Raw genomic sequence first — 23,720 nt, forward strand, 5'->3', positions numbered from 1 at the left:
CGCTTATCCGGCCTACAGGATCGTAGGCCCGGTAAACGCAGTGCCACCGGGCAATCCGTATCTTAGCGTTTAAAACCGTAATACACGTCGTTCCAGCGCAGCGCGTCTTTAAAGGCTGGCAGACGGGTATCGTTGTCGATCACGGCGATCTCGATATCGTGCATTTCAGCGAACTGGCGCATATCGTTCAGATCCAGCGCGTGGCTGAAGACAGTGTGGTGCGCGCCACCGGCCAGGATCCAGGCTTCAGATGCGGTTGGCAGATCCGGCTGGGCTTTCCACAGTGCGTTTGCCACCGGCAGTTTCGGCAGCTCATGTGGGGTTGGTACGGTGTCGATGCAGTTAACCAGCAGACGATAGCGATCGCCGAGATCGATCAGGCTGGCAACCACGGCCGGGCCGGTTTTGGTGTTGAAGATCAGACGGGCGGGATCGTCTTTACCACCAATGCCGAGGTGTTGTACGTCGAGGATCGGTTTCTCTTCCACCGCGATGGACGGGCACACTTCCAGCATGTGCGAACCAAGTACCAGATCGTTGCCTTTCTCGAAGTGGTAGGTGTAATCCTCCATAAATGAGGTGCCGCCCTGCAGACCGGTTGACATCACCTTCATGATGCGAAGCAGAGCGGCGGTTTTCCAGTCGCCTTCGCCGGCAAAGCCGTAGCCTTGCTGCATCAGACGCTGTACGGCCAGACCCGGGAGCTGTTTCAGGCCGTGTAAATCTTCAAATGTGGTGGTGAAGGCGTGGAATCCGCCCTGTTCCAGGAAGCGCTTCATCCCCAGTTCAATACGGGCGGCTTCCAGGACGTTCTGACGTTTTTCACCGTGGACTTGCGTTGCCGCCGTCATGGTGTAAGAGCTTTCATACTCATCGATTAGTGCGTTGATTTCGCCGTCGCTAATTGCGTTCACGACCTGCACCAGATCGCCCACGGCCCAGGTGTTTACCGAGAAGCCGAATTTGATCTGCGCGGCAACTTTATCGCCATCGGTGACCGCAACTTCGCGCATGTTGTCGCCAAAACGGCAGACTTTCAGATGGCGAGTGTCCTGTTTGGACACGGCCTGTCGCATCCAGGAGCCGATGCGTTCGTGTGCCTGTTTGTCCTGCCAGTGACCGGTGACCACGGCGTGCTGCTGACGCATACGTGCGCCGATGAAGCCGAACTCACGACCGCCGTGCGCGGTTTGGTTCAGGTTCATAAAGTCCATATCAATGCTGTCCCACGGCAGGGCGGCGTTAAACTGGGTGTGGAACTGCATCAGTGGTTTGTTGAGGATCGCCAGGCCGTTGATCCACATTTTCGCCGGCGAGAAGGTATGCAGCCAGACCACCATCCCTGCGCAGCGATCGTCATAGTTGGCGTCACGACAAATAGCGGTGATTTCGTCAGGCGAGGTACCCAGCGGTTTTAAGACCAGTTTGCAGGGCAGTTTAGCTTCAGTATTCAGTGCGTTAACGACGTGCTCGGCATGTTGGGTTACCTGACGCAGGGTTTCAGGGCCATACAGATGCTGGCTACCAATCACAAACCACACTTCATAGTTATCAAAAATCGTCATTGTCGTGTCCTTAATGTGTCAGGGTTGCCTGGTTTACCGGTGTTTTTTGCGCCGGCATGGCAGTCGGAAGGTATTGTTGTTCAGCGCTTACTGCCCATTGCTGGTAGCGGCGGTAAAGCTGTTCAAAACGTTGAGCCTGTTCTGGGCGAGGTTGCATCGTCTTTTCTACGGCGCTCGCCATTTTTTGTTGGGCGGCGGGAATGTCCGCGTGGACCTTAGCGGCTACGGCGGCGAAGATAGCCGCACCGAGTGCGCAGCACTGGTCGGAAGCAACGATTTGTAGCGGACGGTTCAGCACGTCACAGCAGGTCTGCATGATGACCGGGTTTTTGCGGGCGATGCCACCTAACGCCATCACGTTATTAACCGCAATGCCCTGTTCGGTGAAGCATTCCTGAATTGCGCGCGCGCCAAAGGCCGTGGCGGCAATCAGCCCACCGAACAGCGCTGGTGCGTCAGTTGCCAGGTTCAGATCGGTAATTACCCCTTTCAAACGCTGGTTGGCATTGGGCGTACGGCGACCGTTGAACCAGTCGAGCACCACCGGTAGGTGATCCAGCGACGGATTTTTCGCCCAGGCTTCGGTGAGCGCTGGCAACAGTTGTTTTTGGCTGGCTTTAATCTGGGTCTTCAGCTCCGGATGCTGCGCGGCAAGCTGCTCCAGCGGCCAGCTCAGTACGCGGCTAAACCAGGCATAGATATCGCCGAAAGCGGACTGTCCCGCCTCAAGGCCAATAAAATCAGGCACTACGCTGCCATCAACCTGGCCGCATATGCCTTTCACCGCGCGTTCGCCGACGCTGTGTTTGTCGGCAATCAGAATGTCGCAGGTTGAGGTGCCGATGACTTTTACCAGCGTATTGGGCTGTGCGCCCGCGCCGACTGCGCCCATATGGCAGTCAAAAGCGCCGCCTGCAATCACCACGCTTTCCGGTAGCCCCAGACGCTGCGCCCACTCGGCGCACAGGGTGCCAACCGGCAGGTCGGCCGTGACGGTATCGGTAAACATTGGGTATGGCAGATGGCGGTTAAGGATGGGGTCGAGCTCATCAAAGAAACTGGCTGGCGGCAGACCGCCCCAGCTTTCATGCCACAGGGATTTGTGTCCGGCGCTGCAGCGTCCGCGGCGAATATCCTGCGGGCGTACGGTGTTGGAGAGCAGGGCCGGAACCCAATCGCATAGCTCAATCCACGAGACCGCAGCTTCGGCTACCGCATGGTCCTGACGAGTTACATGCAGGATTTTGGCCCAGAACCATTCGCTGGAATAAATGCCGCCGATATAGCGGGAGTAATCGATCTTGCCCGGTGTGTGGCACAGGCGGGTGATTTCTTCGGCTTCTTCTACTGAGGTGTGATCTTTCCACAGGACAAACATTGCATTCGGGTTTTCCGCGAACTCCGGACGCAGTGCCAGTACGTTACCGTCTGCATCGATGGGCGCCGGGGTTGAGCCGGTACTGTCAACGCCGATCCCGACCACTTCCGCACGCTGTTCAGCGCTCAGTTCGGCCAGCACGGTTTTCAGCGCCGCTTCCATCGATTCAATATAGTCGCGCGGATGATGGCGAAACTGGTTGTTCGGGCCATCACAATATTGCCCTTCCTGCCAACGTGGATACCACTCTACGCTGGTGGCGATTTCTTCACCGGTGGCGCATTCCACTGCCAACGCGCGTACTGAATCACTACCAAAATCGAGGCCAATTGTAATCGCCATCGTTTTACTCCATCCAAAAATACGGGTATGGATAAACAGTAGTGACCAGGGATAAAAACCGTCAGGCAGGATTCGCTAATCTTATGGATTAAAATGCTGTGGCATCACAAAGTGTGACGCCGTGCAAATAATCAATGTGGACATTTCTGCCGTAGTTATAGACACTTTTGTTAGCCGATTTTGACGTTGGCTTGGGACATGTTTTTTACAAAGTGCTTTTCACAAGCGGGGTTGATGGTCCATTACCGCAAACACAGCGGCCCGCAGGGGCGACAGCGATAATGTCTGGCGTGATATGGACAAATTGTTTCTTGGCAGGACATAGGGAGTATTGAATTTATGGCTGAAACGCAAAACGATCCCCTGTTGCCAGGTTATTCGTTTAACGCGCATTTGGTGGCCGGATTAACCCCCATTGAGGCGAACGGATACCTGGATTTTTTTATCGACAGACCGCTGGGTATGAAGGGTTATATCCTCAATCTCACCATCCGTGGCGAAGGGGTTATCAATAATCAGGGCAAACAGTTTGTCTGCCGGCCTGGCGATATTCTGTTGTTTCCACCCGGAGAAATTCACCACTACGGACGCCACCCTGACGCCAGCGAGTGGTATCACCAGTGGGTTTATTTTCGCCCGCGCGCCTACTGGCAGGAGTGGCTGGCCTGGCCGGCAATCTTTGCCCAGACCGGTTTTTTCCGCCCGGATGAAGCGCACCAGCCGCATTTTAACGAACTGTTTGGACAGATCATTCATGCCGGACAGGGGGAAGGGCGCTATTCCGAACTGTTGGCGATAAACCTGCTGGAGCAATTATTGCTCAGACGTATGGACGCCATTAATGAATCGCTGCACCCACCCATGGACAATCGCGTGCGCGATGCCTGCCAGTACATCAGCGATCATCTGGCGGACAGTAATTTTGATATTGCCAGCGTTGCGCAGCATGTCTGCCTGTCACCGTCCCGGTTGTCGCATCTGTTCCGCCAACAGTTGGGCATCAGCGTATTAAGCTGGCGCGAGGATCAGCGTATCAGCCAGGCCAAGCTATTGCTAAGTACCACCCGTATGCCTATTGCTACGGTGGGTCGCAATGTTGGCTTCGACGACCAGCTCTATTTCTCGCGCGTTTTCAAAAAATGTACCGGTGCCAGTCCGAGCGAGTTTCGCGCCGGATGTGAATAAAAAGTGAATGATGTGTCCTGAAAGTTGTCATAACTCGCAATCTATTCAGACAATTGATGGCTTGACGAAGTTGAGAAGGGTTAGCAGAATCCCTGCTTCGTAAATCTGACGGACACATTATGCAAGCATTGCTGGAACACTTTATTCTCCAGTCCGCCCTGTACTCTCTGATCGCCGTACTTTTGGTGGCCTTTCTGGAGTCGCTGGCGCTGGTTGGCCTGATCCTGCCCGGTACCGTGATGATGGCCGGGCTGGGGGCGCTGATTGGCAGTGGCGAACTGAACTTCTGGCATGCCTGGCTTGCGGGCATCATTGGTTGCTTATTGGGAGACTGGATCTCCTTCTGGCTGGGCTGGCGCTTTAAAAAGCCGCTGCACCGTTGGTCGTTCATGAAAAAGAACAAGGCATTGCTGGATAAAACCGAGCACGCGCTGCATCAGCACAGCATGTTTACAATTCTGGTGGGGCGTTTTGTCGGACCGACGCGTCCGCTGGTGCCGATGGTAGCAGGCATGCTGGATCTGCCTGTCGCTAAATTTATCGTCCCGAATATTATCGGCTGCGTGCTGTGGCCACCGTTCTACTTCCTGCCGGGGATCCTGGCGGGAGCGGCAATTGATATTCCTTCTGATATGCAGAGCGGGGATTTCAAATGGTTGCTGCTGGCGACGGCGGTGTTGCTATGGGTGGGCGGATGGTTTTGCTGGCGGCTATGGCGCAGTGGCAAAGCGGCTGTCGATCGCTTAACGGCGTATTTCCCCCGCAGCCGTTTGCTGTATCTGGCGCCGTTGACGCTCGGGATCGGCGTGGTCGCGCTGGTGGCGTTACTGCGCCATCCGCTGATGCCGGTTTATATCGATATTCTGCGTAAAGTCGTGGGTTACTGACGAATCTTTTGCCGGATGGCGGCTTCGCCTTATCCGGCAACGTATTATGCTTTAATGCCCAATAGCGCCGAGGCGCTGGCGTTGCCGCTTAACAGATCGTCCGTATCGCCCTGCCAGGCGATGCGTCCGTCGGCGACCACAATCGAACGCGTCGCAATGCGCGCCGCATCTTCTACGCTGTGCGAAACCATCAGCAACGTAAGTTGCTTATCGCGACAGACCTCAGCCACCAGCGTTAACATCTCCTGGCGCAGCGCAGGGTCAAGCGCAGAGAACGGTTCATCAAGTAGCAAAATAGGTTGTTCGCGCACCAGGCAACGCGCCAGCGCCACACGTTGTCGCTGCCCGCCGGAAAGCTCGCCCGGAAGCCTGTCCAGCAGGTTATCAAGACCCATTTGCCGGGCGATATGGAGCATTTTCTCCCGCTGCGATGCGTTCAGCTTCAATCCTGGATTCAGGCCCAGGCCGATATTTTGCTGCACGTTCAGATGACTGAACAGGTTGTTTTCCTGAAACAGCATCGAAACCGGGCGACGAGAGGGCGGTGTGGTGGTGTGATCTTCACCTGCAATCATCATCGTGCCGCTGGCAGGTGTCAGAAAGCCGGCAATCAGATTCAGAAGCGTACTTTTCCCGGCGCCGCTTGGCCCGAGTATCGCTACCTGCTCACCGCGCGCGACCGACAACGTAAAGCGCATGGGCAAATGGTGATAAAGCCATGTGATATCAATCAGTTTTAACATTTCGACCCGGCAATTTCTCAATAACGGTAAACAGCGTAAAGCACAGGATCAGCAGTAATAACGCCGTAACCGCGCCATCCTGACTGCGATAAGAGCCAATCTGCTGATATAAATAAAACGGCAGGGTGCGGAAATCCTCATTACCAAATAACGCCACTACGCCAAAATCGCCAATCGACAGCACGCAGGCAAACGCCATCGCCTGTGCCAGCGGGCGCTTCAGGGCGCGCAGTTCAACCACTTTCAGGCGCGACCATCCCTCAATGCCCAACGACTGGCACAACATACTATAGCGCGCAGTGACGTCACGCATTGGGTTTTCCAGCACCTTCAATGCATAAGGGATCGCCATCAGCGCATTGGTAAAAATGACAATGCCGTCGGCAGATTCGGGAAGCCCAATAGTGTTATTGAGCAGCAGAAAGAAGCCGGTTGCCAGCACGATACCCGGCATGGCGAGGATCATCATGCCGCTCAACTCCAGCATCTGACATGCCAGCACCTGCTGTCGGGCACGAAGTTCACGACTGCTCCATAACAGCATCATGGTGAGTATGACGCACAACGCACCTGCCGCCAGCGCAATGCGCAGCGAGGTTCCCAGCGCCTGCCACAGTACGGGTTGTCTAAGAACATCCAGTACATGGCGGTTTAAGCCATCGACAATCACCGCCAGCAACGGCGGAAGCAACAGCAACAGAGCGAGAACAATCAGAATTAAGTCAGCCAGACGGCTGTGCAGACGATCGTCGGGATCCCGCCAGCCCTGAACCAGCGTGGTGCCGGGGGCGATGGCGCGGCTCAAACGTTGGCTGAGCAGCACCAGTGCCAGACAACAAATCATCTGGATCAGCGCCAGCATGGCGGCGCGGGCGGGATCGTAATCAAAATTCAGCGCCTGATAGATAGCCAGCTCGATGGTGGTGGCCTGCGGCCCACCGCCCAGCGATAAAACGGTGGCGAAGCTGGCGAAGCTGGCGAAGCACAGCATAAAGATGAGTGCTGCGACGGGCAGGATCTGACGACGCAGCCACGGCCATTCAACAAAACGGAAGAAATGCCAGCCACGCATACCTAACTGAGCGGCTAACTGCCGCTGTTCGCCGGGAATATTCTCCAGCGACTGTAACAGCAGGCGGCTGGCCATCGGCAGATTGAAAAAGACATGCGCCAGCAGAATGCCCTGCAAGCCGTATGGCGAAAACGTCCACTCTAGCCCGAATGTATGCCAGAGCGAGGCCAGCCAACCCTGGCGACCGTAGACGCTAAGAATGCCGAATACCGCGACCAGCACCGGCAGGATTAACGTCATTGCGCACAGACGCAGCAGCGCCAGACGTCCTGGAAAACGGCGACGATAGAGCGCTCTGGCAAGGAAAATCGCCGGGACAACCGACAGCACAGCGGATAGAAAAGCCTGCCAGAAAGAAAAGCGCACCACGTGCCACAGGTAGTCATCTTGCCACAGCGAGAGCCACTCTCCCTGCGGGGCGTTAAACCACAGCGCCAGAAACGCGGCCAACGCGACAGCCACCATCAATGTGGCAGCTGAAAGCCCTGGAACCAGCCAGCCGGGGATTAACGGCTGACGGCGCGTTGCCATTCGCTAATCCATGCCTGGCGTTGAGCTGCAACCTGCTGCGGCGTAAATTCCAGCGCGGTGGCTGGCTTAGTCAGTTGCTCGAATCCTGACGGCAGGGCGACTTGCGTCACCGGATACATCCAGTTGCCGGTCGGAATCGCATTCTGGAATGCCGGAGACACCATAAACTTCAGGAACTTCTCGGCCAGTTCCGGCTGCTTGCTGGCCGCGGTACGCGCGGCGACTTCCACCTGCAAATAGTGGCCTTCGCTAAAATTAGCGGCGGCGTAGTTGTCTTTTTTCTCGGCGATGATGTGATAGGCCGGAGAGGTGGTGTAGCTGAGCACCAGATCGCTTTCACCTTTCAGGAACAGGCCGTAGGCTTCGCTCCAGCCCTTGGTGACGGTGACGGTTTTGGCTGCCAGTTTCTGCCACGCCTCTGGCGCTTTATCGCCATAGACTTTCTGCATCCATAGCAGCAGACCCAGACCCGGCGTGCTGGTGCGCGGATCCTGATAAATGACGCGCCATTTTTGGTCGCTTTCAACCAGTTCCTTCAGGCTTTTGGGCGGATTCTTCAGCTTGTTCTTATCATAAACGAAGGCGAAATAGCCGTAGTCAAACGGAACGAAGGTATCGTTTTTCCAGCCGCCGGGTACGTTAACGGTGTCGTTTGCTACACCACTTTTGGCAAACAGTTTGGTTTGTGTGGCGGCTTCCAGAAGGTTGTTATCCAGACCGAGTACAACGTCGGCTTTGCTGTTTTTTCCTTCCATGCGCAGGCGGTTTAGCAGCGAGACGCCATCTTCCAGCGCGACCAGTTTCAGCTCGCAATTGCAGTCAGCTTCAAAAGCTTTTTTGATTGTTGGGCCCGGGCCCCAGTCAGCCGCGAACGAGTCGTAGGTATAGACGGTCAGTACAGGTTTGGCGAAGACAGGCGCTGCGCACAGCAGTAAAAGCGGAAGATATTTTTTAAACACTTTGCACCTCAAGAGTTGGGTGGCAAAGGACTTGAGATAAGCCTCAAATCCCTTCGCCGGCATTATCCGGATCAGGTTCGACGGGTATCTCTCAGCCCATACGCAGATCGAATGATTCTGTGTATGTTTTTATTTAGCACCCCGTTGAGAACGGCGTTAGTGTAATGATTTTGTTGCTTAGCAGCAATTAAGGATCCGGCGGAGCAAACCACGCCGATTTAAAATCAAACCAGCCGAGGGTATTCATGCGTAACCCGCGCATACTGCGCTGTCCCTGAATGATCAGCCAGTGGTGGATTAATGGCACAATGGCCTTGGTGGCGAGCAGCTGTTGGCACCATGCTGCCAGGCTCATTTCGCCCGTTCGCCAGCGAGCCGCATCGTTTTCCCAGTCCCGTGAGATACAGTTTTGCAGCAGCGGGACTTCGCACAAATGGGCGAACAGCGAGAAGTCCAGCGGTAGGGTAAAGTTGGCGCTGTTTAGCCAGATATCGCTGACGATTTCTCCCGCATGCCATTGATCGTAGTCGATCTCCTGAATAGTCAACTGCACCTGATGCGCAGCCAGCAGCGTTTTCATGATCTGCGCGATAATCCGGTGTTCGATGTGATCGCGATAGTAAGTGAGCGTCAGCGTTTCCAGCCCGGCTGGTTTTTCACCATGGCCGGGTCTGGCGTGATGCCAGCGAGGCAGTAAGCCGTAGGCGGGGAACCACAGTCGCTGATACTGTTCGTCGGCGTGGCAAATTAAATGGGTTGGCGAGAGTACGCGGCTAGCCCACTCGCGGACCTCCTGATTTGCGCCGCGGTGGGATCGTGCATCAAACAGCAGGTAGTAGCAACCTTCTTCGAGGCGACTTTCAATCGCCTTTTCATCCTCTGTGGGACCTTTTAGCGTCAAACCGCCGCCTGGCTCTTCGCCGATGTCAGGTAACACCCAAACGTTCACTTCGTCGATCAGCGCCCGGTAACCAAAGTAATCATCAAATGCGTGAATTTTCAGCTGGTTATTGGTGTTTCTCATCACCGCATATGGGCCAGTACCAATCGGGTGGCTGGAGAAGTTATTCAGCGTTTCCCATTCTCGCGGCAGGATCATGGCGGGGACTTGCCCCAATAACCAGGGAAGCCAACGGTCGGGCTGGGACAGATGGATATCCAGCGTCCAGGCCGTGGGAGAGACGATTTGTGTAATGTGCGAGTACAGAGGCAACGTGTTAATGCGGGTCAATGAGGTGATCACATCGTCCATCTCCAGCTCACGACCGTGATGAAAATGGATCCCCGGGCGCAGGAAGAATCGCCAGTGTAAAGGTGAAATCTGCTGCCAGTGATGGGCAATGTCCGCTTCCAGTTCCCCATTTTCCTCATTTACGCGAAGTAAGGCGCTGAAGATTTGTCGGGCGATATGGGTTTCGGAGCGGCGTAGCGCCGTACCAGGTAGCAGGTTGCGCATGGGACGATAATAGAGAACGCGCATGATATGCCGACCCTGACGAAAGCTGCGGCCGAGGTGGGAAACCAGCATTTGCCGTACGGCCGTTTTGTCACCGACCAGTTGCACCAGTTGATCGATGCGATCCTGTTCCAGCAGGTCTTCTGCGCGTTGCTGCTGGAGCGCCAGCCCGGTGTAGAGGAATGTCAGGCGTGAGCGTTTACCGCGTCCAACCTCGGCTTCCCACGTTAACCAGCCGCGCTCCTGCATGGTATTAAGCAGGGTACGCATATGGCGGCGCGAGCAGCTAAGCAGTTCTGCCAGCTCGTTTAGCGTGGTGTCTTGCGTTTTGCCGTCACAGCATTGCCACAGACGGATGAACTGTTGTTGCAAACGACCAGAAGACATAAAAGGGGAACTCCTGCGAAAAACTCAGCAATTTTATTATCCCTATATTAAGCCAATAATAGATTCCGATGAAGCGATGAGACAACGAAGGGGTCATCTATGCGTCAGTTCTATATGAAGTACTTTACCGCGACGGAAAAAACGTCCTGGTTGGCTTGCCTGAGCGCACCGCAGCGCTTAAAGATGCTCGAAGAACTGATGCAGTGGGAGGTGACAGCCTGATCTCTGAATTACGCATTGCAGACATCATGTGTGACTGAGTATTGGTGCAGGCTGTATCCTGCCATTATATCTGAGCATCGCTGGTGGCTATTTTTTCACATGGCAAGGCGCGAACAGTGAAATTTGGTGAACCAAATAAGGTGTGAGCAACACAGCTATGTGAAAAAATGGCCCCAGCCCTCCGGGACGCGTGTAAAAAACGCATACTCTGCGTTGTCAGGCTTGGGAATAGATTTCTATACCCAGCGCCCTCCGCCTGGATTATGCGTTTTTTACCCAGCGTCGATGCCAGATATAATGGCAGGATACAGCCTCGTTCACCCGCCAGCAGATTTTTTCTGCTGGCTTTTTTCGTATCAGCCCAGCCAATAGGGATAACAATGCTCTGGATTATGACCATGGGACGGCGCCTCAACGGCGTTTACGCGGCATTTATGCTGGTCGCTTTTATGATGGGCGTGGCAGGGGCGTTGCAGGCCCCCACGCTGAGCCTGTTCCTGAGCCGCGAAGTCGGGGCGCAACCATTTTGGGTCGGGCTGTTTTACACCGTCAATGCGATTGCCGGGATCGTGGTTAGCCTCGGGCTTGCAAAACGATCCGACAGCCAGGGCGATCGGCGCAAGCTGATCATGTTTTGCTGCCTGATGGCGATTGGCAACGCGCTGCTGTTTGCGTTTAATCGCCATTATCTCACGTTGATCACCTGCGGTGTGCTGCTGGCCTCGCTGGCGAATACCGCCATGCCGCAGCTGTTTGCGCTGGCGCGGGAATATGCGGATAACTCCGCGCGTGAAGTGGTGATGTTTAGTTCGGTGATGCGTGCGCAGCTTTCGCTGGCCTGGGTGATCGGACCGCCGCTGGCCTTCATGCTGGCGCTGAATTACGGCTTTACGGCGATGTTTTCCATTGCCGCAGGGATTTTTGCCATTAGCCTGGTGCTGATTGCGCTGATACTGCCGTCTGTCGCTCGGGTGGAGCAGTCCGTTGACGTGCCGCTGGAACAAACCGGCGGTTGGCAGGACAAAAATGTGCGTATGCTGTTTATTGCCTCCACGCTGATGTGGACCTGCAATACCATGTACATCATTGATATGCCACTGTGGATTAGCCAGGATTTAGGGCTGCCCGATAAGCTGGCGGGTATTTTAATGGGGACGGCTGCCGGGCTGGAAATTCCGGCGATGATTCTGGCGGGCTACTACGTGAAACACTTTGGTAAACGGCGAATGATGATCGTCGCCGTGGCGGCCGGCGTGCTGTTTTATCTGGGGCTGATCTTCTTTCATAGCCATACGGCTCTGCTTATATTGCAACTGTTTAACGCCGTATTCATCGGTATTGTCGCTGGGATAGGCATGCTGTGGTTTCAGGATCTGATGCCCGGACGCGCGGGTTCAGCGACCACATTATTTACCAACAGTATTTCGACCGGCGTCATTCTGGCGGGGGTGATTCAGGGTGCTACTGCGCAAAGTTACGGACATTTTGCCGTTTACTGGGTAATCGCGGCGATTTCAGTGGTTACGTTGGTGATGACCGGGCGGGTGAAGGATGTTTGATTTATAAAGTGCCGGATGGCGGCGTAAACGCCTTATCCGGCCTACAATTGGAGCGCATATGTAGGCCGGATAAGCGCAGCGCATCCGGCATAACAAGGACTAGCGCATAAACACTGGCTGCTCGTTTTCGTACTCGGTGATGGCCGCTTCATGCTGCAGCGTCAGCCCGATGCTGTCGAGACCATTCAGCATGCAGTGACGGCGGAAGTCGTCGATTTTAAAGCTGTAAGATTTATCGCCCGCTTTCACCACCTGCGCTTCCAGATCCACTTCAAATTTAATGCCTGGATTGGCTAACACCTGCGCAAACAGTTCATCCACCTGCGCATCACTCAGGGTGACCGGCAGCAGTTGGTTATTGAAGCTGTTACCGTAGAAGATGTCGGCGAAGCTTGGGGCGATCACCACTTTAAAGCCGTAATCGGTCAGTGCCCACGGCGCATGTTCGCGAGAAGAGCCACAGCCAAAGTTTTCCCGCGCGAGCAGAATGGACGCACCTTTATATTCCGGGAAGTTAAGCACGAACTCAGGATTAGGCTGTTGACCTTTTTCGTCCAGAAAACGCCAGTCGTTGAACAGATGAGCGCCAAAACCGGTACGCGTCACCTTCTGCAAAAACTGTTTGGGAATAATGGCGTCGGTATCAACGTTGGCCGCATCCAGTGGGACAACCAGGCCGGTATGCTGGGTAAATTTCTCTGCCATGGTAGTTTCCTTATTTGATGCTGCGAATGTCGGCAAAATGACCGGTAACGGCGGCAGCGGCGGCCATGGCCGGGCTGACTAAATGCGTGCGACCACCGCGGCCCTGACGGCCTTCAAAGTTACGATTGCTGGTGGAGGCACAGCGCTCACCCGGATTCAGGCGGTCATTGTTCATCGCCAGACACATCGAACAGCCCGGTAAACGCCATTCGAACCCAGCTTCGATAAAAATCTTATCCAGACCTTCTGCTTCCGCTTGCGCTTTCACCGGACCAGAACCCGGCACCACCAGCGCCTGTACGCCCGGTGCGACTTTACAGCCTTTGGCGATTTCCGCTGCGGCGCGTAAATCTTCAATACGCGAGTTGGTGCAGGAACCGATGAACACTTTATCGATAGCAACTTCTGTTAACGGAATGCCCGGTTTTAATCCCATGTAAGCCAACGCTTTCTCAGCCGATGCGCGTTCCACCGGATCGGTAAATGATGCCGGGTCGGGAATATTTTCGTTTACCGAGATGACCTGACCCGGGTTCGTTCCCCAGGTGACCTGCGGCGCGATCTCTTCTGCCTGCAGGGTGACGACGGTATCAAAGGTGGCTCCATCGTCGGTTTTCAGCGTTTTCCAGTACTCAACCGCGTGGGTAAAATCTTCGCCTTTCGGTGCGTGTAAACGCCCTTGCACATAGTTAAAAGTGGTTTCATCCGGTGCGACCAGACCCGCTTTGGCACCCATTTCAATGGCCATGTTGCACAGGGTCATACGGCCTTCCATGCTCAGTTCGCGAATGGCTTCGCCGCAAAACTCAACCACGTGCCCGGTGCCGCCCGCGCTACCGGTTTTACCGATAATCGCCAGCACGATATCTTTGGCGGTAATGCCAGGGGCTGCTTTGCCGTTGACTTCAATCTTCATGGTTTTGGCGCGCCCTTGTTTCAGGGTCTGCGTCGCCAGCACGTGTTCAACTTCAGAGGTGCCAATACCAAAGGCCAACGCGCCGAACGCGCCGTGGGTGGCGGTGTGGGAGTCGCCGCAGACGATGGTCATACCCGGCAACGTCACGCCTTGTTCAGGCCCCATTACGTGGACGATCCCCTGATACGGATGATTCAGGTCGTACAGTTCGACGCCAAATTCATTACAGTTTTTGATCAATTCCTGCATCTGAATACGCGCCATCTCGCCGGAGGCGTTAATGTCTTTGGTCTGCGTGGAGACGTTGTGGTCCATGGTGGCAAAGGTTTTGCCTGGCTGGCGCACTTGACGTCCATGCGCGCGCAGCCCATCAAACGCCTGCGGAGAGGTCACTTCATGCACCAGATGTCTGTCGATATACAACAGCGGGGTTTCGTTTTGCGCCTCAAAGACGACGTGCGCATCAAACAATTTTTCGTATAACGTTTTGGCCATGATTACACCCCTTCTGCGACATAACGGGCAATAATGTCACCCATTTCATCGGTACCGACTGCGGCAGCGCCACGGGCTAAGTCACCGGTGCGAATGCCTTCTTCTAATGCGCGGTTGATGGCGCTCTCAATGGCGGTTGCCGCATCATTGGCATCCAGGCTGTAACGCAACAGCAGCGCCAGTGACAGAATTTGGGCGATAGGATTGGCAATATTCTTCCCTGCGATATCGGGTGCAGAACCGCCAGCGGGCTCGTACAGGCCAAAACCCTGCTCATTCAGGCTGGCAGACGGCAACATCCCCATTGAGCCCGTGATCATGGCGCATTCGTCAGACAGAATGTCGCCAAACAGGTTGGAACACAGCAGCACGTCGAACTGGGAGGGATCTTTGATCAACTGCATCGTCGCATTGTCGATGTACATATGCGCCAGTTCAACGTCCGGATATTCATTCGCAATTTCATTGACGATTTCGCGCCACAGAATCGATGTTTGCAGTACGTTCGCTTTATCAATCGATGTGACTTTACGGCGACGCTGGCGAGCGGATTCAAACGCGATACGCGCAATGCGTTCGATCTCGAAACGGTGATAAACCTCGGTATCAAAAGCTTTTTCATGTTGTCCGCTGCCTTCGCGGCCTTTTGGCTGACCGAAGTAGATCCCGCCGGTCAGTTCACGTACGCACAGGATGTCGAAACCGTTAGCTGCAATGTCGGCGCGCAGCGGGCAAAAGGCTTCCAGCCCCTGGTACAACTTCGCCGGACGCAGGTTACTGAATAATTTGAAGTGCTTACGCAACGGCAGCAGTGCACCACGCTCGGGTTGCTGGTTAGGCGGCAGATGTTCCCATTTCGGGCCGCCAACGGAGCCAAACAAAATGGCATCAGCTTGCTCACAGCCTTCAACCGTCGCAGGCGGCAGCGGCTGGCCGTGGTTATCAATGGCCGCACCACCCACATCGTAGTGGCTGATGGTAATGCGCATGTTAAAACGGTTGCGGATTGCGTCCAGTACCTTCAAGGCTTGTGCCATCACTTCTGGGCCAATACCGTCACCCGGCAAAACAGCAATATGATAATTCTTCGACATCACACGGTTTCCTTGTTGTTCTCGTTGTTCTGAGCTTTGCGTTGCAATTCTTTTTCGACTTCTTCAGCGCGCCAGATGTTGTTCAGCACATTGACCATCGCTTTCGCGGAAGATTCGACGATATCCGTTGCCAGACCGACGCCGTGGAAACGACGACCGTTATAGTTGGCAACGATATCCACCTGACCCAGCGCATCTTTACCGTGCCCTTTGGCGGTCAGGCTGTATTTCACCAGTTCGACGTTGTACTCAGTTACACGGTTGATTGCCTGATAAATGGCATCGACCGGACCGTTACCGTTCGCCGCTTCGGCTTTCACTTCTTCACCGCAGGCCAGCTTGACGGAGGCGGTGGCGATGTCGTTTGAGCCGGACTGCACGCTGAAGTAATCCAGACGGAAATGCTCTGGCTCTTCTTGCTGTTTGTTAATAAAGGCCAGTGCTTCCAGGTCGTAATCAAATACCTGGCCTTTTTTATCCGCCAGTTTCAGGAAGGCGTCGTACAGGTTGTCCAGGTTGTATTCATTTTCTTTATATCCCATCTCGTCCATACGGTGTTTTACCGCAGCGCGTCCGGAACGGGAGGTCAGGTTTAACTGTACCTGGTTCAGGCCGATGGATTCAGGCGTCATGATTTCGTAGTTTTCACGATTTTTCAGCACACCGTCCTGATGGATACCGGAAGAGTGGGCAAACGCGCCGCTACCGACAATCGCTTTGTTGGCCGGGATAGGCATGTTGCAGATTTGGCTGACTAACTGACTGGTACGCCAAATTTCCTGGTGATTAATGCGGGTCTGTACGTTCAGAATATCTTTGCGTACTTTGATCGCCATGATCACTTCTTCCAGTGAGCAGTTACCGGCGCGTTCGCCGATACCGTTCATTGCGCCTTCCACCTGGCGAGCACCGGCGTGAACGGCCGCCAGCGCGTTGCCAACGCCCAGACCTAAATCATCATGGGTGTGCACGGAGATGATGGCTTTATCGATATTCGGTACGCGTTCATACAGGCCAGAAATGATTCCACCAAACTCAAATGGCATGGTGTAACCGACGGTATCAGGGATATTGATGGTTTTGGCACCGGCGTTAATGGCGGCTTCGACCACGCGGGCCAGATCGGCGATAGGAGTACGTCCCGCATCTTCACATGAGAACTCCACGTCATCTGTATAATTACGCGCACGCTTAACCATATAGATTGCTCGTTCGATCACTTCATCCAGCGTGCTGCGTAATTTCGTCGCGATATGCATCGGCGAGGTGGCGATAAAGGTATGAATGCGGAAAGCCTCAGCGACCTTCAGCGATTCCGCGGCAACGTCGATATCTTTTTCTACGCAGCGGGCTAAGGCACACACGCGGCTGTTCTTAACCTGACGAGCGATGGTTTGTACGGACTCAAAGTCACCTGGAGAAGAGACCGGGAAACCCACTTCCATCACGTCAACGCCCATACGCTCGAGGGCCAGAGCTATCTGCAGTTTTTCTTTCACACTCAGGCTTGCCTGTAACGCCTGTTCACCATCGCGTAAGGTGGTATCGAAAATAATGACTTGCTGGCTCATGGTTTAAGTCCTTGGTGTTTAGGGCGCCTTGCTTCGAGCATAAAAAAACCCGCGCAATGGCGCGGGTTTTTGTCTTAACTGGAGCTGACTTAATGCTGAATGTCGTCCACCAGTCTACCGCGCAATGAGAATGCGTTTAGTAGTAGTAGACCGTTAAAACGAGCAATGTAAGTCATCAATCAAGCTCCAGGCGAATGCGATATGCTTTTAGTGGTACTGGATATGAAGATTGATGTCAACCCCATCCCCCACAAATGCCCCCACTCGGCGGAAAAAATCTCCTGAACTTTGAGCGAATTGTGCTGAATTTTTATGGTTGTATAAAATAAATCAGCGTGTGGATTACATACTTTTCACGATTTGACATATTTGAGCATATTTGTTTTCAGCTATTGTAACGGCATATTGAAGAGATAACTTGTGGATGGATTTTCTATCTTTATGATTTATTGGTTTTTATACTAATTCTGAATAGATTTGAGGTGCCGTGGGAAAAATGATTGATAAATAAATGTTAAGCATCGCGGTGTTAATGATATAAACATTTAATTAAATCTTAAATATACATTCACTTCGTGCATGATTGTGTATTTGTCATGGTTATGTTTATATTGTTTTCGACATTTAAACGTATGAATCATCGTGCAGCGACCTCTGCCCCACTGCGCTCGCATTGGTTTTTGTTCATTCAGGCCAGGGTCTTTATGTTTTCCTAATTTTAATGCTTTCCCTTTTTCTTATTTTATATGCATGGTAAATCATATTAGCGGAGGTTATTTCTGAGCTCCGTCTGGGAAAAGGGAGTTTTGAGTGACAGTGGAGTTAAATATGCCAGAAGTAAAAATAATAGATAAACCTAATCTTTTAGAGATGGGGAAACCGCAGCTGCGCATGGTTGACCTTAATTTATTAACCGTTTTTGATGCGGTGATGCAAGAACAGAATATTACTCGCGCAGCGCATTCTCTGGGTATGTCTCAGCCTGCAGTCAGCAACGCAGTCGCGCGTCTGAAGGTTATGTTTAATGATGAGCTCTTTGTGCGCTATGGCCGAGGCATCCAGCCAACTGCACGGGCTTTTCAGCTATTTGGCTCTATTCGTCAGGCGCTGCAATTGGTGCAGAATGAACTGCCAGGGTCCGGTTTTGAACCCACCAGCAGCTCACGTGTATTTAATCTTTGCGTCTGTAGCCCATTGGATAATATCCTCACGTCCTTGATTTACAATCGCGTTGAGCAAGTTGCGCCTAATATTCATGTTGTATTTAAATCCTCGCTCAACCAAAATACAGAACATCAATTACGGTATCAGGAAACAGAATTTGTTATTAGTTATGAAGAATTCCGCCGTCCTGAGTTCACCAGCATCCCGTTATTCAATGATGAAATGGTGTTAGTCGCAAGTAAAAAACACCCACGCATTAGCGGTCCATTACTGGAGAGTGATGTTTATAATGAACAGCATGCGGTAGTTTCTCTCGAACGCTTTGCGTCATTCAGTCAACCCTGGTATGACACTCAGGATAAACAAGCCTGCGTAGCTTATCAGGGAATGGCATTAATCAGCGTACTGAATATTGTATCCCAAACTCATTTGGTTTCTATTGCGCCACGCTGGTTAGCTGAAGAGTTCTCTGAGGCTTTAGAACTGCAAATATTACCGCTACCGTTAAAACTGAATAGCCGGACTTGTTATCTTTCCTGGCATGAAGCCGCTGGTCGGGATAAAGGACATCAATGGATGGAAGAGCTGTTAGTCTCCATCTGTAAGCAGTGACCTATGGCAGAGTAAATCCGATGATGCATCTGGTTTATTCTGCTTTTTTATTTTTATTTGAAATTTTATGCTGAAATCTGCTTTTGTTTTTTGCCCGGGAGGGCGAAAAAATAGAGTAATCGCTGTAAGTGCTCATTTTTAAGCGATTATTTGTCATTTCATTTGCTTATACTGGTTTAATTCTCCGTTTATTCGATTCTTTCCTCCGTTTTATTCTTATCCGCCGTTACGCCACCACTTCAGTGTCAATTGCCATGCCTTATCGTCAGCGGTTAATGTGTTGTTAAACCGTTATTCATTATAAGAGTGGAGGCAAGCCATGGAGATGTTGTCTGGAGCCGAGATGGTCGTCCGATCGCTCATCGATCAGGGTGTGAAGCAGGTATTCGGGTATCCCGGGGGCGCAGTCCTCGATATTTATGATGCTTTGCATACGGTCGGTGGTATTGATCATGTGCTGGTCCGCCATGAGCAGGCAGCGGTCCATATGGCCGATGGTCTGGCACGTGCGACGGGGGAAGTGGGCGTTGTGTTGGTCACCTCAGGGCCGGGAGCAACCAATGCGATCACCGGTATCGCAACGGCGTACATGGACTCCATTCCGCTGGTGATCCTCTCCGGACAAGTGGCTACCTCTCTGATTGGCTACGATGCCTTCCAGGAGTGCGACATGGTGGGGATTTCTCGCCCGGTGGTAAAACACAGCTTTCTGGTTAAACAAACGGAAGACATCCCGCAGGTGCTGAAAAAAGCCTTCTGGCTGGCGGCAAGCGGTCGTCCGGGACCGGTGGTAGTGGATTTGCCGAAAGATATTCTGAATCCGGCGAAGAAACTGCCTTACAGCTGGCCGGAGTCGGTGAGCATGCGTTCGTATAATCCGACGACGACCGGGCACAAAGGACAGATAAAACGTGCTCTGCAGACGCTGGTAGCCGCGAAAAAACCGGTTGTGTACGTGGGGGGCGGGGCGGTGAATGCTGCCTGCCACGAACAGCTGAGGCAGATTGCTGAAGCACTAAATCTGCCGGTTGTCTCCTCACTGATGGGCTTAGGTGCGTTTCCGGCAACGCATCGTCAGGCGCTGGGCATGTTGGGTATGCATGGTACCTATGAAGCGAATATGACTATGCATCATTCGGATGTGATATTTGCGGTCGGCGTGCGCTTTGACGATCGTACAACCAATAATTTGGCAAAATATTGCCCGAATGCGACCGTGTTACATATCGATATCGACCCCACCTCTATTTCAAAAACCGTCACGGCGGATATTCCAATCGTGGGCGATGCTCTCCTGGTGCTGGATCAGATGCTTGAGCTGCTGGAGCAGGAGAAATCGCAGCAGCCGCTGGACGATAACCGTGACTGGTGGCAACAGATTGAGCACTGGCGCGCCCGTCAGTGCCTGAAATACGACACTCAAAGCGAAAGTATTAAACCGCAGGCGGTGATCGAAACCATCTGGCGCCTGACGAAAGGGGATGCGTATGTGACCTCTGACGTTGGTCAGCATCAGATGTTTGCTGCGCTGTACTATCCGTTTGATAAACCGCGCCGCTGGATCAACTCAGGCGGTCTTGGCACCATGGGATTCGGTTTACCCGCAGCGTTAGGGGTGAAGATGGCACTGCCGAATGAAACGGTAGTCTGCGTTACCGGTGATGGCAGTATTCAGATGAATATCCAGGAGCTGTCGACGGCGCTGCAATATGAGCTGCCGGTGCTGGTACTCAACCTTAACAACCGCTATCTCGGCATGGTGAAACAGTGGCAGGACATGATCTATTCCGGGCGTCATTCGCAGTCTTATATGCAGTCGCTACCTGATTTTGTTCGTCTTGCTGAAGCATATGGGCATATTGGTATCCAGATAAATCATCCGGATGAGCTGGAAAGCAAACTGGGGGAAGCACTGGAACATGTGCGCAACCACCGGCTGGTGTTTGTTGATGTCACCGTCGATGGCAGTGAGCATGTCTACCCGATGCAAATTCGAGGGGGCGGTATGGATGAGATGTGGTTAAGCAAAACGGAGAGGACCTGATTATGCGCCGGATATTATCAGTATTACTGGAAAACGAGTCTGGGGCATTATCGCGCGTAATAGGCCTCTTCGCTCAGCGTGGTTACAACATTGAAAGCCTGACCGTCGCGCCGACTGACGATCCGACCTTATCACGGATGACGATCCAGACCGTGGGCGATGAAAAGGTCCTCGAGCAAATTGAAAAGCAACTGCACAAGCTGGTGGACGTTCTGCGCGTCAGCGAACTGGGGCAGGGCGCCCATGTTGAACGAGAAATTATGCTGGTGAAAATTCAGGCCAGCGGGTATGGCCGGGAAGAGGTGAAACGCAACACGGAGATTTTTCGTGGGCAAATTATCGACGTTACGCCGTCGATCTACACCGTACAACTGGCGGGCACCAGCGATAAGCTGGATGCGTTTCTGGCAACGCTGCGTGAAGTCGCTAAAATTGTGGAAGTTGCCCGTTCCGGCGTGGTGGGACTCTCCCGAGGCGATAAAATCATGCGTTAATAGCCGACTGTAGTCCTGATAAGCACAGTGCCATCAGGCATCATCGTGGAGGTCATGCCGGATGGCGGCGTAAATGCCTTATCCGGCCTACAGGTAACGTACCCGTTTTCGCTGATGCTACCTGTTGCGCTTTTTTTTGCGAAATCAGCAGTAACCAGAGACAAAAGCGGTTGCCGCAGTCATTATTCTGCGCTTAGATGTTAATAAATTTAACCCATGCCATCTTAAAGGTTATGGTTTGTACATTTTACGCAAGGGGCAATTGTGAAACTGGATGAAATCGCTCGGTTGGCCGGCGTTTCGCGAACGACTGCAAGCTACGTTATTAATGGCAAAGCAAAGCAATACCGCGTAAGCGACAAAACGGTCGAAAAAGTCATGGCGGTGGTGCGCGAACATAATTACCACCCTAATGCTGTGGCAGCCGGGCTCCGTGCTGGACGCACACGTTCTATCGGGTTGGTGATCCCGGACCTGGAGAATACGAGTTATACCCGCATTGCAAACTACCTGGAACGTCAGGCGCGTCAGCGTGGGTATCAACTGCTGATTGCCTGCTCTGAAGATCAGCCGGATAACGAAATGCGCTGTATTGAGCACCTTTTGCAGCGTCAGGTTGACGCCATTATTGTGTCTACCTCATTACCGCCGGAACATCCGTTCTATCAGCGCTGGGCGAACAGTTCATTCCCGATTGTGGCGCTGGATCGTGCGCTGGATCGTGAACACTTCACCAGTGTTGTCGGCGCAGACCAGGATGATGCGGAAATGCTGGCGGAGGAATTGCGTAAATTCCCTGCTGAAACCGTGCTCTATCTGGGGGCGCTCCCTGAATTATCGGTCAGTTTCCTGCGCGAACAGGGTTTCCGTACCGCGTGGAAAGACGATCCGCGTGACGTGCACTTCCTGTATGCCAATAGCTATGAGCGGGAGGCAGCAGCGCAGTTGTTTGATAAATGGCTGGAAACACATCCGATGCCTCAGGCACTGTTCACCACCTCATTCGCGCTATTGCAGGGGGTGATGGATGTGACATTGCGTCGCGATGGGCAACTGCCATCCGATTTAGCCATTGCCACGTTTGGCGATCACGAACTGCTCGACTTCCTGCAATGTCCGGTGCTGGCAGTGGCACAGCGCCACCGAGATGTGGCTGAACGTGTGCTGGAGATCGTCCTTGCAAGCCTTGATGAACCGCGTAAACCAAAACCAGGATTAACGCGCATTCGGCGTAATCTGTACCGCCGCGGCATCCTTAGCCGTAACTAAGTGGTTGCTATTGATGGCATTGGAGAGAATGCTTCGATGCCATCAAATATTTTATTCTCAGAAATAACCTTATTCTATTTAAGAATATTCTTTAGAATTATCTGAAATTTATTCTTTAATTATCCTAATTTAAAAATGCAACTATCCTTTTTTGGGTTATTGATACGTAACGGCGCGTTACGTTTGTATTATTTTGTTACATGCTTGTGTGGATTTGCCGAATTAACAAACACTTTGCCGCCGAATTGCGGCAATCTCTCACCTTCCTTGGCCGTACGGGCCGTACAGACCGATGAACTGGTACTGTTATCTCGCTGCATATTGTCCTAAAATGCCGCTCGCGTCGCAAACTGACACTTTATATTTTCCTCGGTTGATATTGAGTTGTTTTAAACAATGATGAGTTGTTGGATTTTTTTCTTACAAATATTCATGACGTTAATTTGCTTCGTTTGCTGTACGGAATTTGTTCAACGCAGATATTAGCCGTAAACAATGGGTTTTTTGCTCCGCTAAGCGCCGTGACTTGCTTGACAAGGTTTTCCTCCGCTCCGTAAACTCCTTTAAGTGGGAATTTGTGGGATAAAGTGGTAATCGGGGGTGAGACTGGCATGTTCCGGGGAGCAACGTTAGTTAATCTCGACAGTAAAGGGCGCTTATCGGTGCCTACCCGTTATCGGGATCAACTGCTCGAGAGCGCTACCGGTCAAATGGTTTGTACCATTGACATCCATCACCCGTGCCTGCTGCTGTACCCCCTGCCTGAATGGGAAATTATCGAGCAGAAGTTATCGCGTCTGTCGAGCATGAATCCAGTTGAGCGTCGCGTACAGCGCTTATTGCTGGGTCATGCCAGCGAATGTCAGATGGATAACGCCGGTCGCTTATTGATCGCGCCCATTCTGCGACAACACGCAGGGCTAACGAAAGAAGTGATGCTGGTTGGGCAGTTCAATAAGTTTGAGCTGTGGGATGAAACGACCTGGTATCAACAGGTCAAGGAAGATATCGACGCTGAGCAGTCTGTGACCGGCGCGCTGTCGGAACGATTGCAGGACTTGTCTCTATAA

The 23,720-nt window shown here is 52.9% G+C and carries 20 protein-coding genes and 1 riboswitch; of the genes, 9 read left to right on the forward strand and 11 right to left on the reverse strand.

The features are described 5' to 3' along the window. Nucleotides 1-62 precede the first annotated feature (62 nt). Nucleotides 63-1,565, reverse strand: coding sequence for an L-arabinose isomerase (araA, locus tag EHN13_RS17960; RefSeq protein WP_124021838.1), 1,503 nt, complete (start codon nt 1,563-1,565; stop codon nt 63-65). 10 nt (nt 1,566-1,575) lie between these two features. After that, complete coding sequence (gene araB / locus EHN13_RS17965; RefSeq protein WP_124021839.1) at nt 1,576-3,285, reverse strand: ribulokinase; 1,710 nt, start codon at nt 3,283-3,285, stop codon at nt 1,576-1,578. A gap of 339 nt (nt 3,286-3,624) precedes the next feature. Between araB and araC the strand changes: the two genes are divergently transcribed. Beyond that, nucleotides 3,625-4,470 (forward strand): arabinose operon transcriptional regulator AraC, encoded by an 846-nt coding sequence (gene araC / locus EHN13_RS17970; protein ID WP_005124526.1) that lies wholly within the window; start codon nt 3,625-3,627, stop codon nt 4,468-4,470. 119 nt (nt 4,471-4,589) lie between these two features. Continuing rightward, complete coding sequence (locus EHN13_RS17975; protein WP_003837398.1) at nt 4,590-5,357, forward strand: DedA family protein; 768 nt, start codon at nt 4,590-4,592, stop codon at nt 5,355-5,357. Between the two features lie 44 nt (nt 5,358-5,401). Here EHN13_RS17975 and thiQ read toward each other — a convergent pair whose 3' ends face one another. The 4 genes from thiQ to sgrR form a co-directional block, all read right to left on the reverse strand. Further along, a complete protein-coding gene (thiQ, locus tag EHN13_RS17980; RefSeq protein WP_101741373.1) occupies nt 5,402-6,100 on the reverse strand; it encodes a thiamine ABC transporter ATP-binding protein ThiQ in 699 nt (232 codons plus the stop codon). Continuing rightward, nucleotides 6,084-7,703 (reverse strand): thiamine/thiamine pyrophosphate ABC transporter permease ThiP, encoded by a 1,620-nt coding sequence (gene thiP / locus EHN13_RS17985; RefSeq protein ID WP_124021840.1) that lies wholly within the window; start codon nt 7,701-7,703, stop codon nt 6,084-6,086. Before thiP ends, thiQ begins: the two co-directional genes overlap by 17 nt. Then, nucleotides 7,679-8,662: a thiamine ABC transporter substrate binding subunit gene (gene thiB, locus EHN13_RS17990; RefSeq protein ID WP_124021841.1), complete on the reverse strand. Its 984-nt coding sequence runs from the start codon at nt 8,660-8,662 to the stop codon at nt 7,679-7,681. The genes thiP and thiB overlap by 25 nt, the downstream gene beginning before the upstream one ends. 30 nt (nt 8,663-8,692) lie before the next feature. Next, a riboswitch (TPP riboswitch) is annotated at nt 8,693-8,816 on the reverse strand. Nucleotides 8,817-8,849: 33 nt separating this feature from the next. Beyond that, nucleotides 8,850-10,505 carry an HTH-type transcriptional regulator SgrR gene (sgrR, locus tag EHN13_RS17995; protein ID WP_086523579.1) on the reverse strand — a complete coding sequence of 552 codons (1,656 nt, stop codon included), beginning with the start codon at nt 10,503-10,505 and terminating at the stop codon, nt 8,850-8,852. A gap of 99 nt (nt 10,506-10,604) precedes the next feature. On the opposite strand from sgrR, the gene sgrT reads away from it, so the two are divergent. Together sgrT and EHN13_RS18005 are read left to right on the forward strand one after the other, a co-directional pair. Continuing rightward, nucleotides 10,605-10,727, forward strand: a complete 123-nt coding sequence (gene sgrT, locus EHN13_RS18000) for a glucose uptake inhibitor SgrT (protein WP_061067234.1) — start codon at nt 10,605-10,607, stop codon at nt 10,725-10,727. Nucleotides 10,728-11,107: 380 nt separating this feature from the next. Then, nucleotides 11,108-12,286 carry a sugar efflux transporter gene (locus tag EHN13_RS18005; protein ID WP_124021842.1) on the forward strand — a complete coding sequence of 393 codons (1,179 nt, stop codon included), beginning with the start codon at nt 11,108-11,110 and terminating at the stop codon, nt 12,284-12,286. Between the two features lie 99 nt (nt 12,287-12,385). Here EHN13_RS18005 and leuD read toward each other — a convergent pair whose 3' ends face one another. The 5 genes from leuD to leuL all read right to left on the reverse strand — a co-directional run bounded on the left by leuD (nt 12,386) and on the right by leuL (nt 17,243). Beyond that, complete coding sequence (gene leuD, locus EHN13_RS18010; protein WP_124021843.1) at nt 12,386-12,991, reverse strand: 3-isopropylmalate dehydratase small subunit; 606 nt, start codon at nt 12,989-12,991, stop codon at nt 12,386-12,388. A gap of 10 nt (nt 12,992-13,001) precedes the next feature. After that, complete coding sequence (gene leuC / locus EHN13_RS18015; protein WP_124021844.1) at nt 13,002-14,402, reverse strand: 3-isopropylmalate dehydratase large subunit; 1,401 nt, start codon at nt 14,400-14,402, stop codon at nt 13,002-13,004. 2 nt (nt 14,403-14,404) lie between these two features. Further along, nucleotides 14,405-15,496: a 3-isopropylmalate dehydrogenase gene (gene leuB, locus EHN13_RS18020; protein ID WP_124021845.1), complete on the reverse strand. Its 1,092-nt coding sequence runs from the start codon at nt 15,494-15,496 to the stop codon at nt 14,405-14,407. Continuing rightward, nucleotides 15,496-17,067, reverse strand: coding sequence for a 2-isopropylmalate synthase (leuA, locus tag EHN13_RS18025; protein WP_124021846.1), 1,572 nt, complete (start codon nt 17,065-17,067; stop codon nt 15,496-15,498). Before leuA ends, leuB begins: the two co-directional genes overlap by 1 nt. An 89-nt stretch (nt 17,068-17,156) precedes the next feature. Then, the gene (leuL, locus tag EHN13_RS24590; protein ID WP_075551415.1) at nt 17,157-17,243 is read right to left on the reverse strand and encodes a leu operon leader peptide; all 87 of its coding nucleotides are present in this window, start codon (nt 17,241-17,243) and stop codon (nt 17,157-17,159) included. A gap of 652 nt (nt 17,244-17,895) precedes the next feature. Between leuL and leuO the strand changes: the two genes are divergently transcribed. The 5 genes from leuO to mraZ all read left to right on the forward strand — a co-directional run bounded on the left by leuO (nt 17,896) and on the right by mraZ (nt 23,720). Then, a complete protein-coding gene (gene leuO / locus EHN13_RS18035) occupies nt 17,896-18,843 on the forward strand; it encodes a transcriptional regulator LeuO (protein ID WP_101741376.1) in 948 nt (315 codons plus the stop codon). 319 nt (nt 18,844-19,162) lie between these two features. Beyond that, the gene (gene ilvI, locus EHN13_RS18040; protein WP_071887318.1) at nt 19,163-20,887 is read left to right on the forward strand and encodes an acetolactate synthase 3 large subunit; all 1,725 of its coding nucleotides are present in this window, start codon (nt 19,163-19,165) and stop codon (nt 20,885-20,887) included. A 2-nt stretch (nt 20,888-20,889) separates the two neighbouring features. Next, complete coding sequence (ilvN, locus tag EHN13_RS18045) at nt 20,890-21,381, forward strand: acetolactate synthase small subunit (RefSeq protein ID WP_003829566.1); 492 nt, start codon at nt 20,890-20,892, stop codon at nt 21,379-21,381. Nucleotides 21,382-21,645: 264 nt separating this feature from the next. Beyond that, nucleotides 21,646-22,650, forward strand: a complete 1,005-nt coding sequence (gene cra / locus EHN13_RS18050) for a catabolite repressor/activator (RefSeq protein WP_005124558.1) — start codon at nt 21,646-21,648, stop codon at nt 22,648-22,650. A 611-nt stretch (nt 22,651-23,261) separates the two neighbouring features. Next, nucleotides 23,262-23,720 carry a division/cell wall cluster transcriptional repressor MraZ gene (gene mraZ / locus EHN13_RS18055; RefSeq protein ID WP_003018792.1) on the forward strand — a complete coding sequence of 153 codons (459 nt, stop codon included), beginning with the start codon at nt 23,262-23,264 and terminating at the stop codon, nt 23,718-23,720.

This window comes from Citrobacter youngae (genome assembly GCF_003818115.1).
Taxonomy (GTDB): Bacteria; Pseudomonadota; Gammaproteobacteria; order Enterobacterales; family Enterobacteriaceae; genus Citrobacter; species Citrobacter youngae.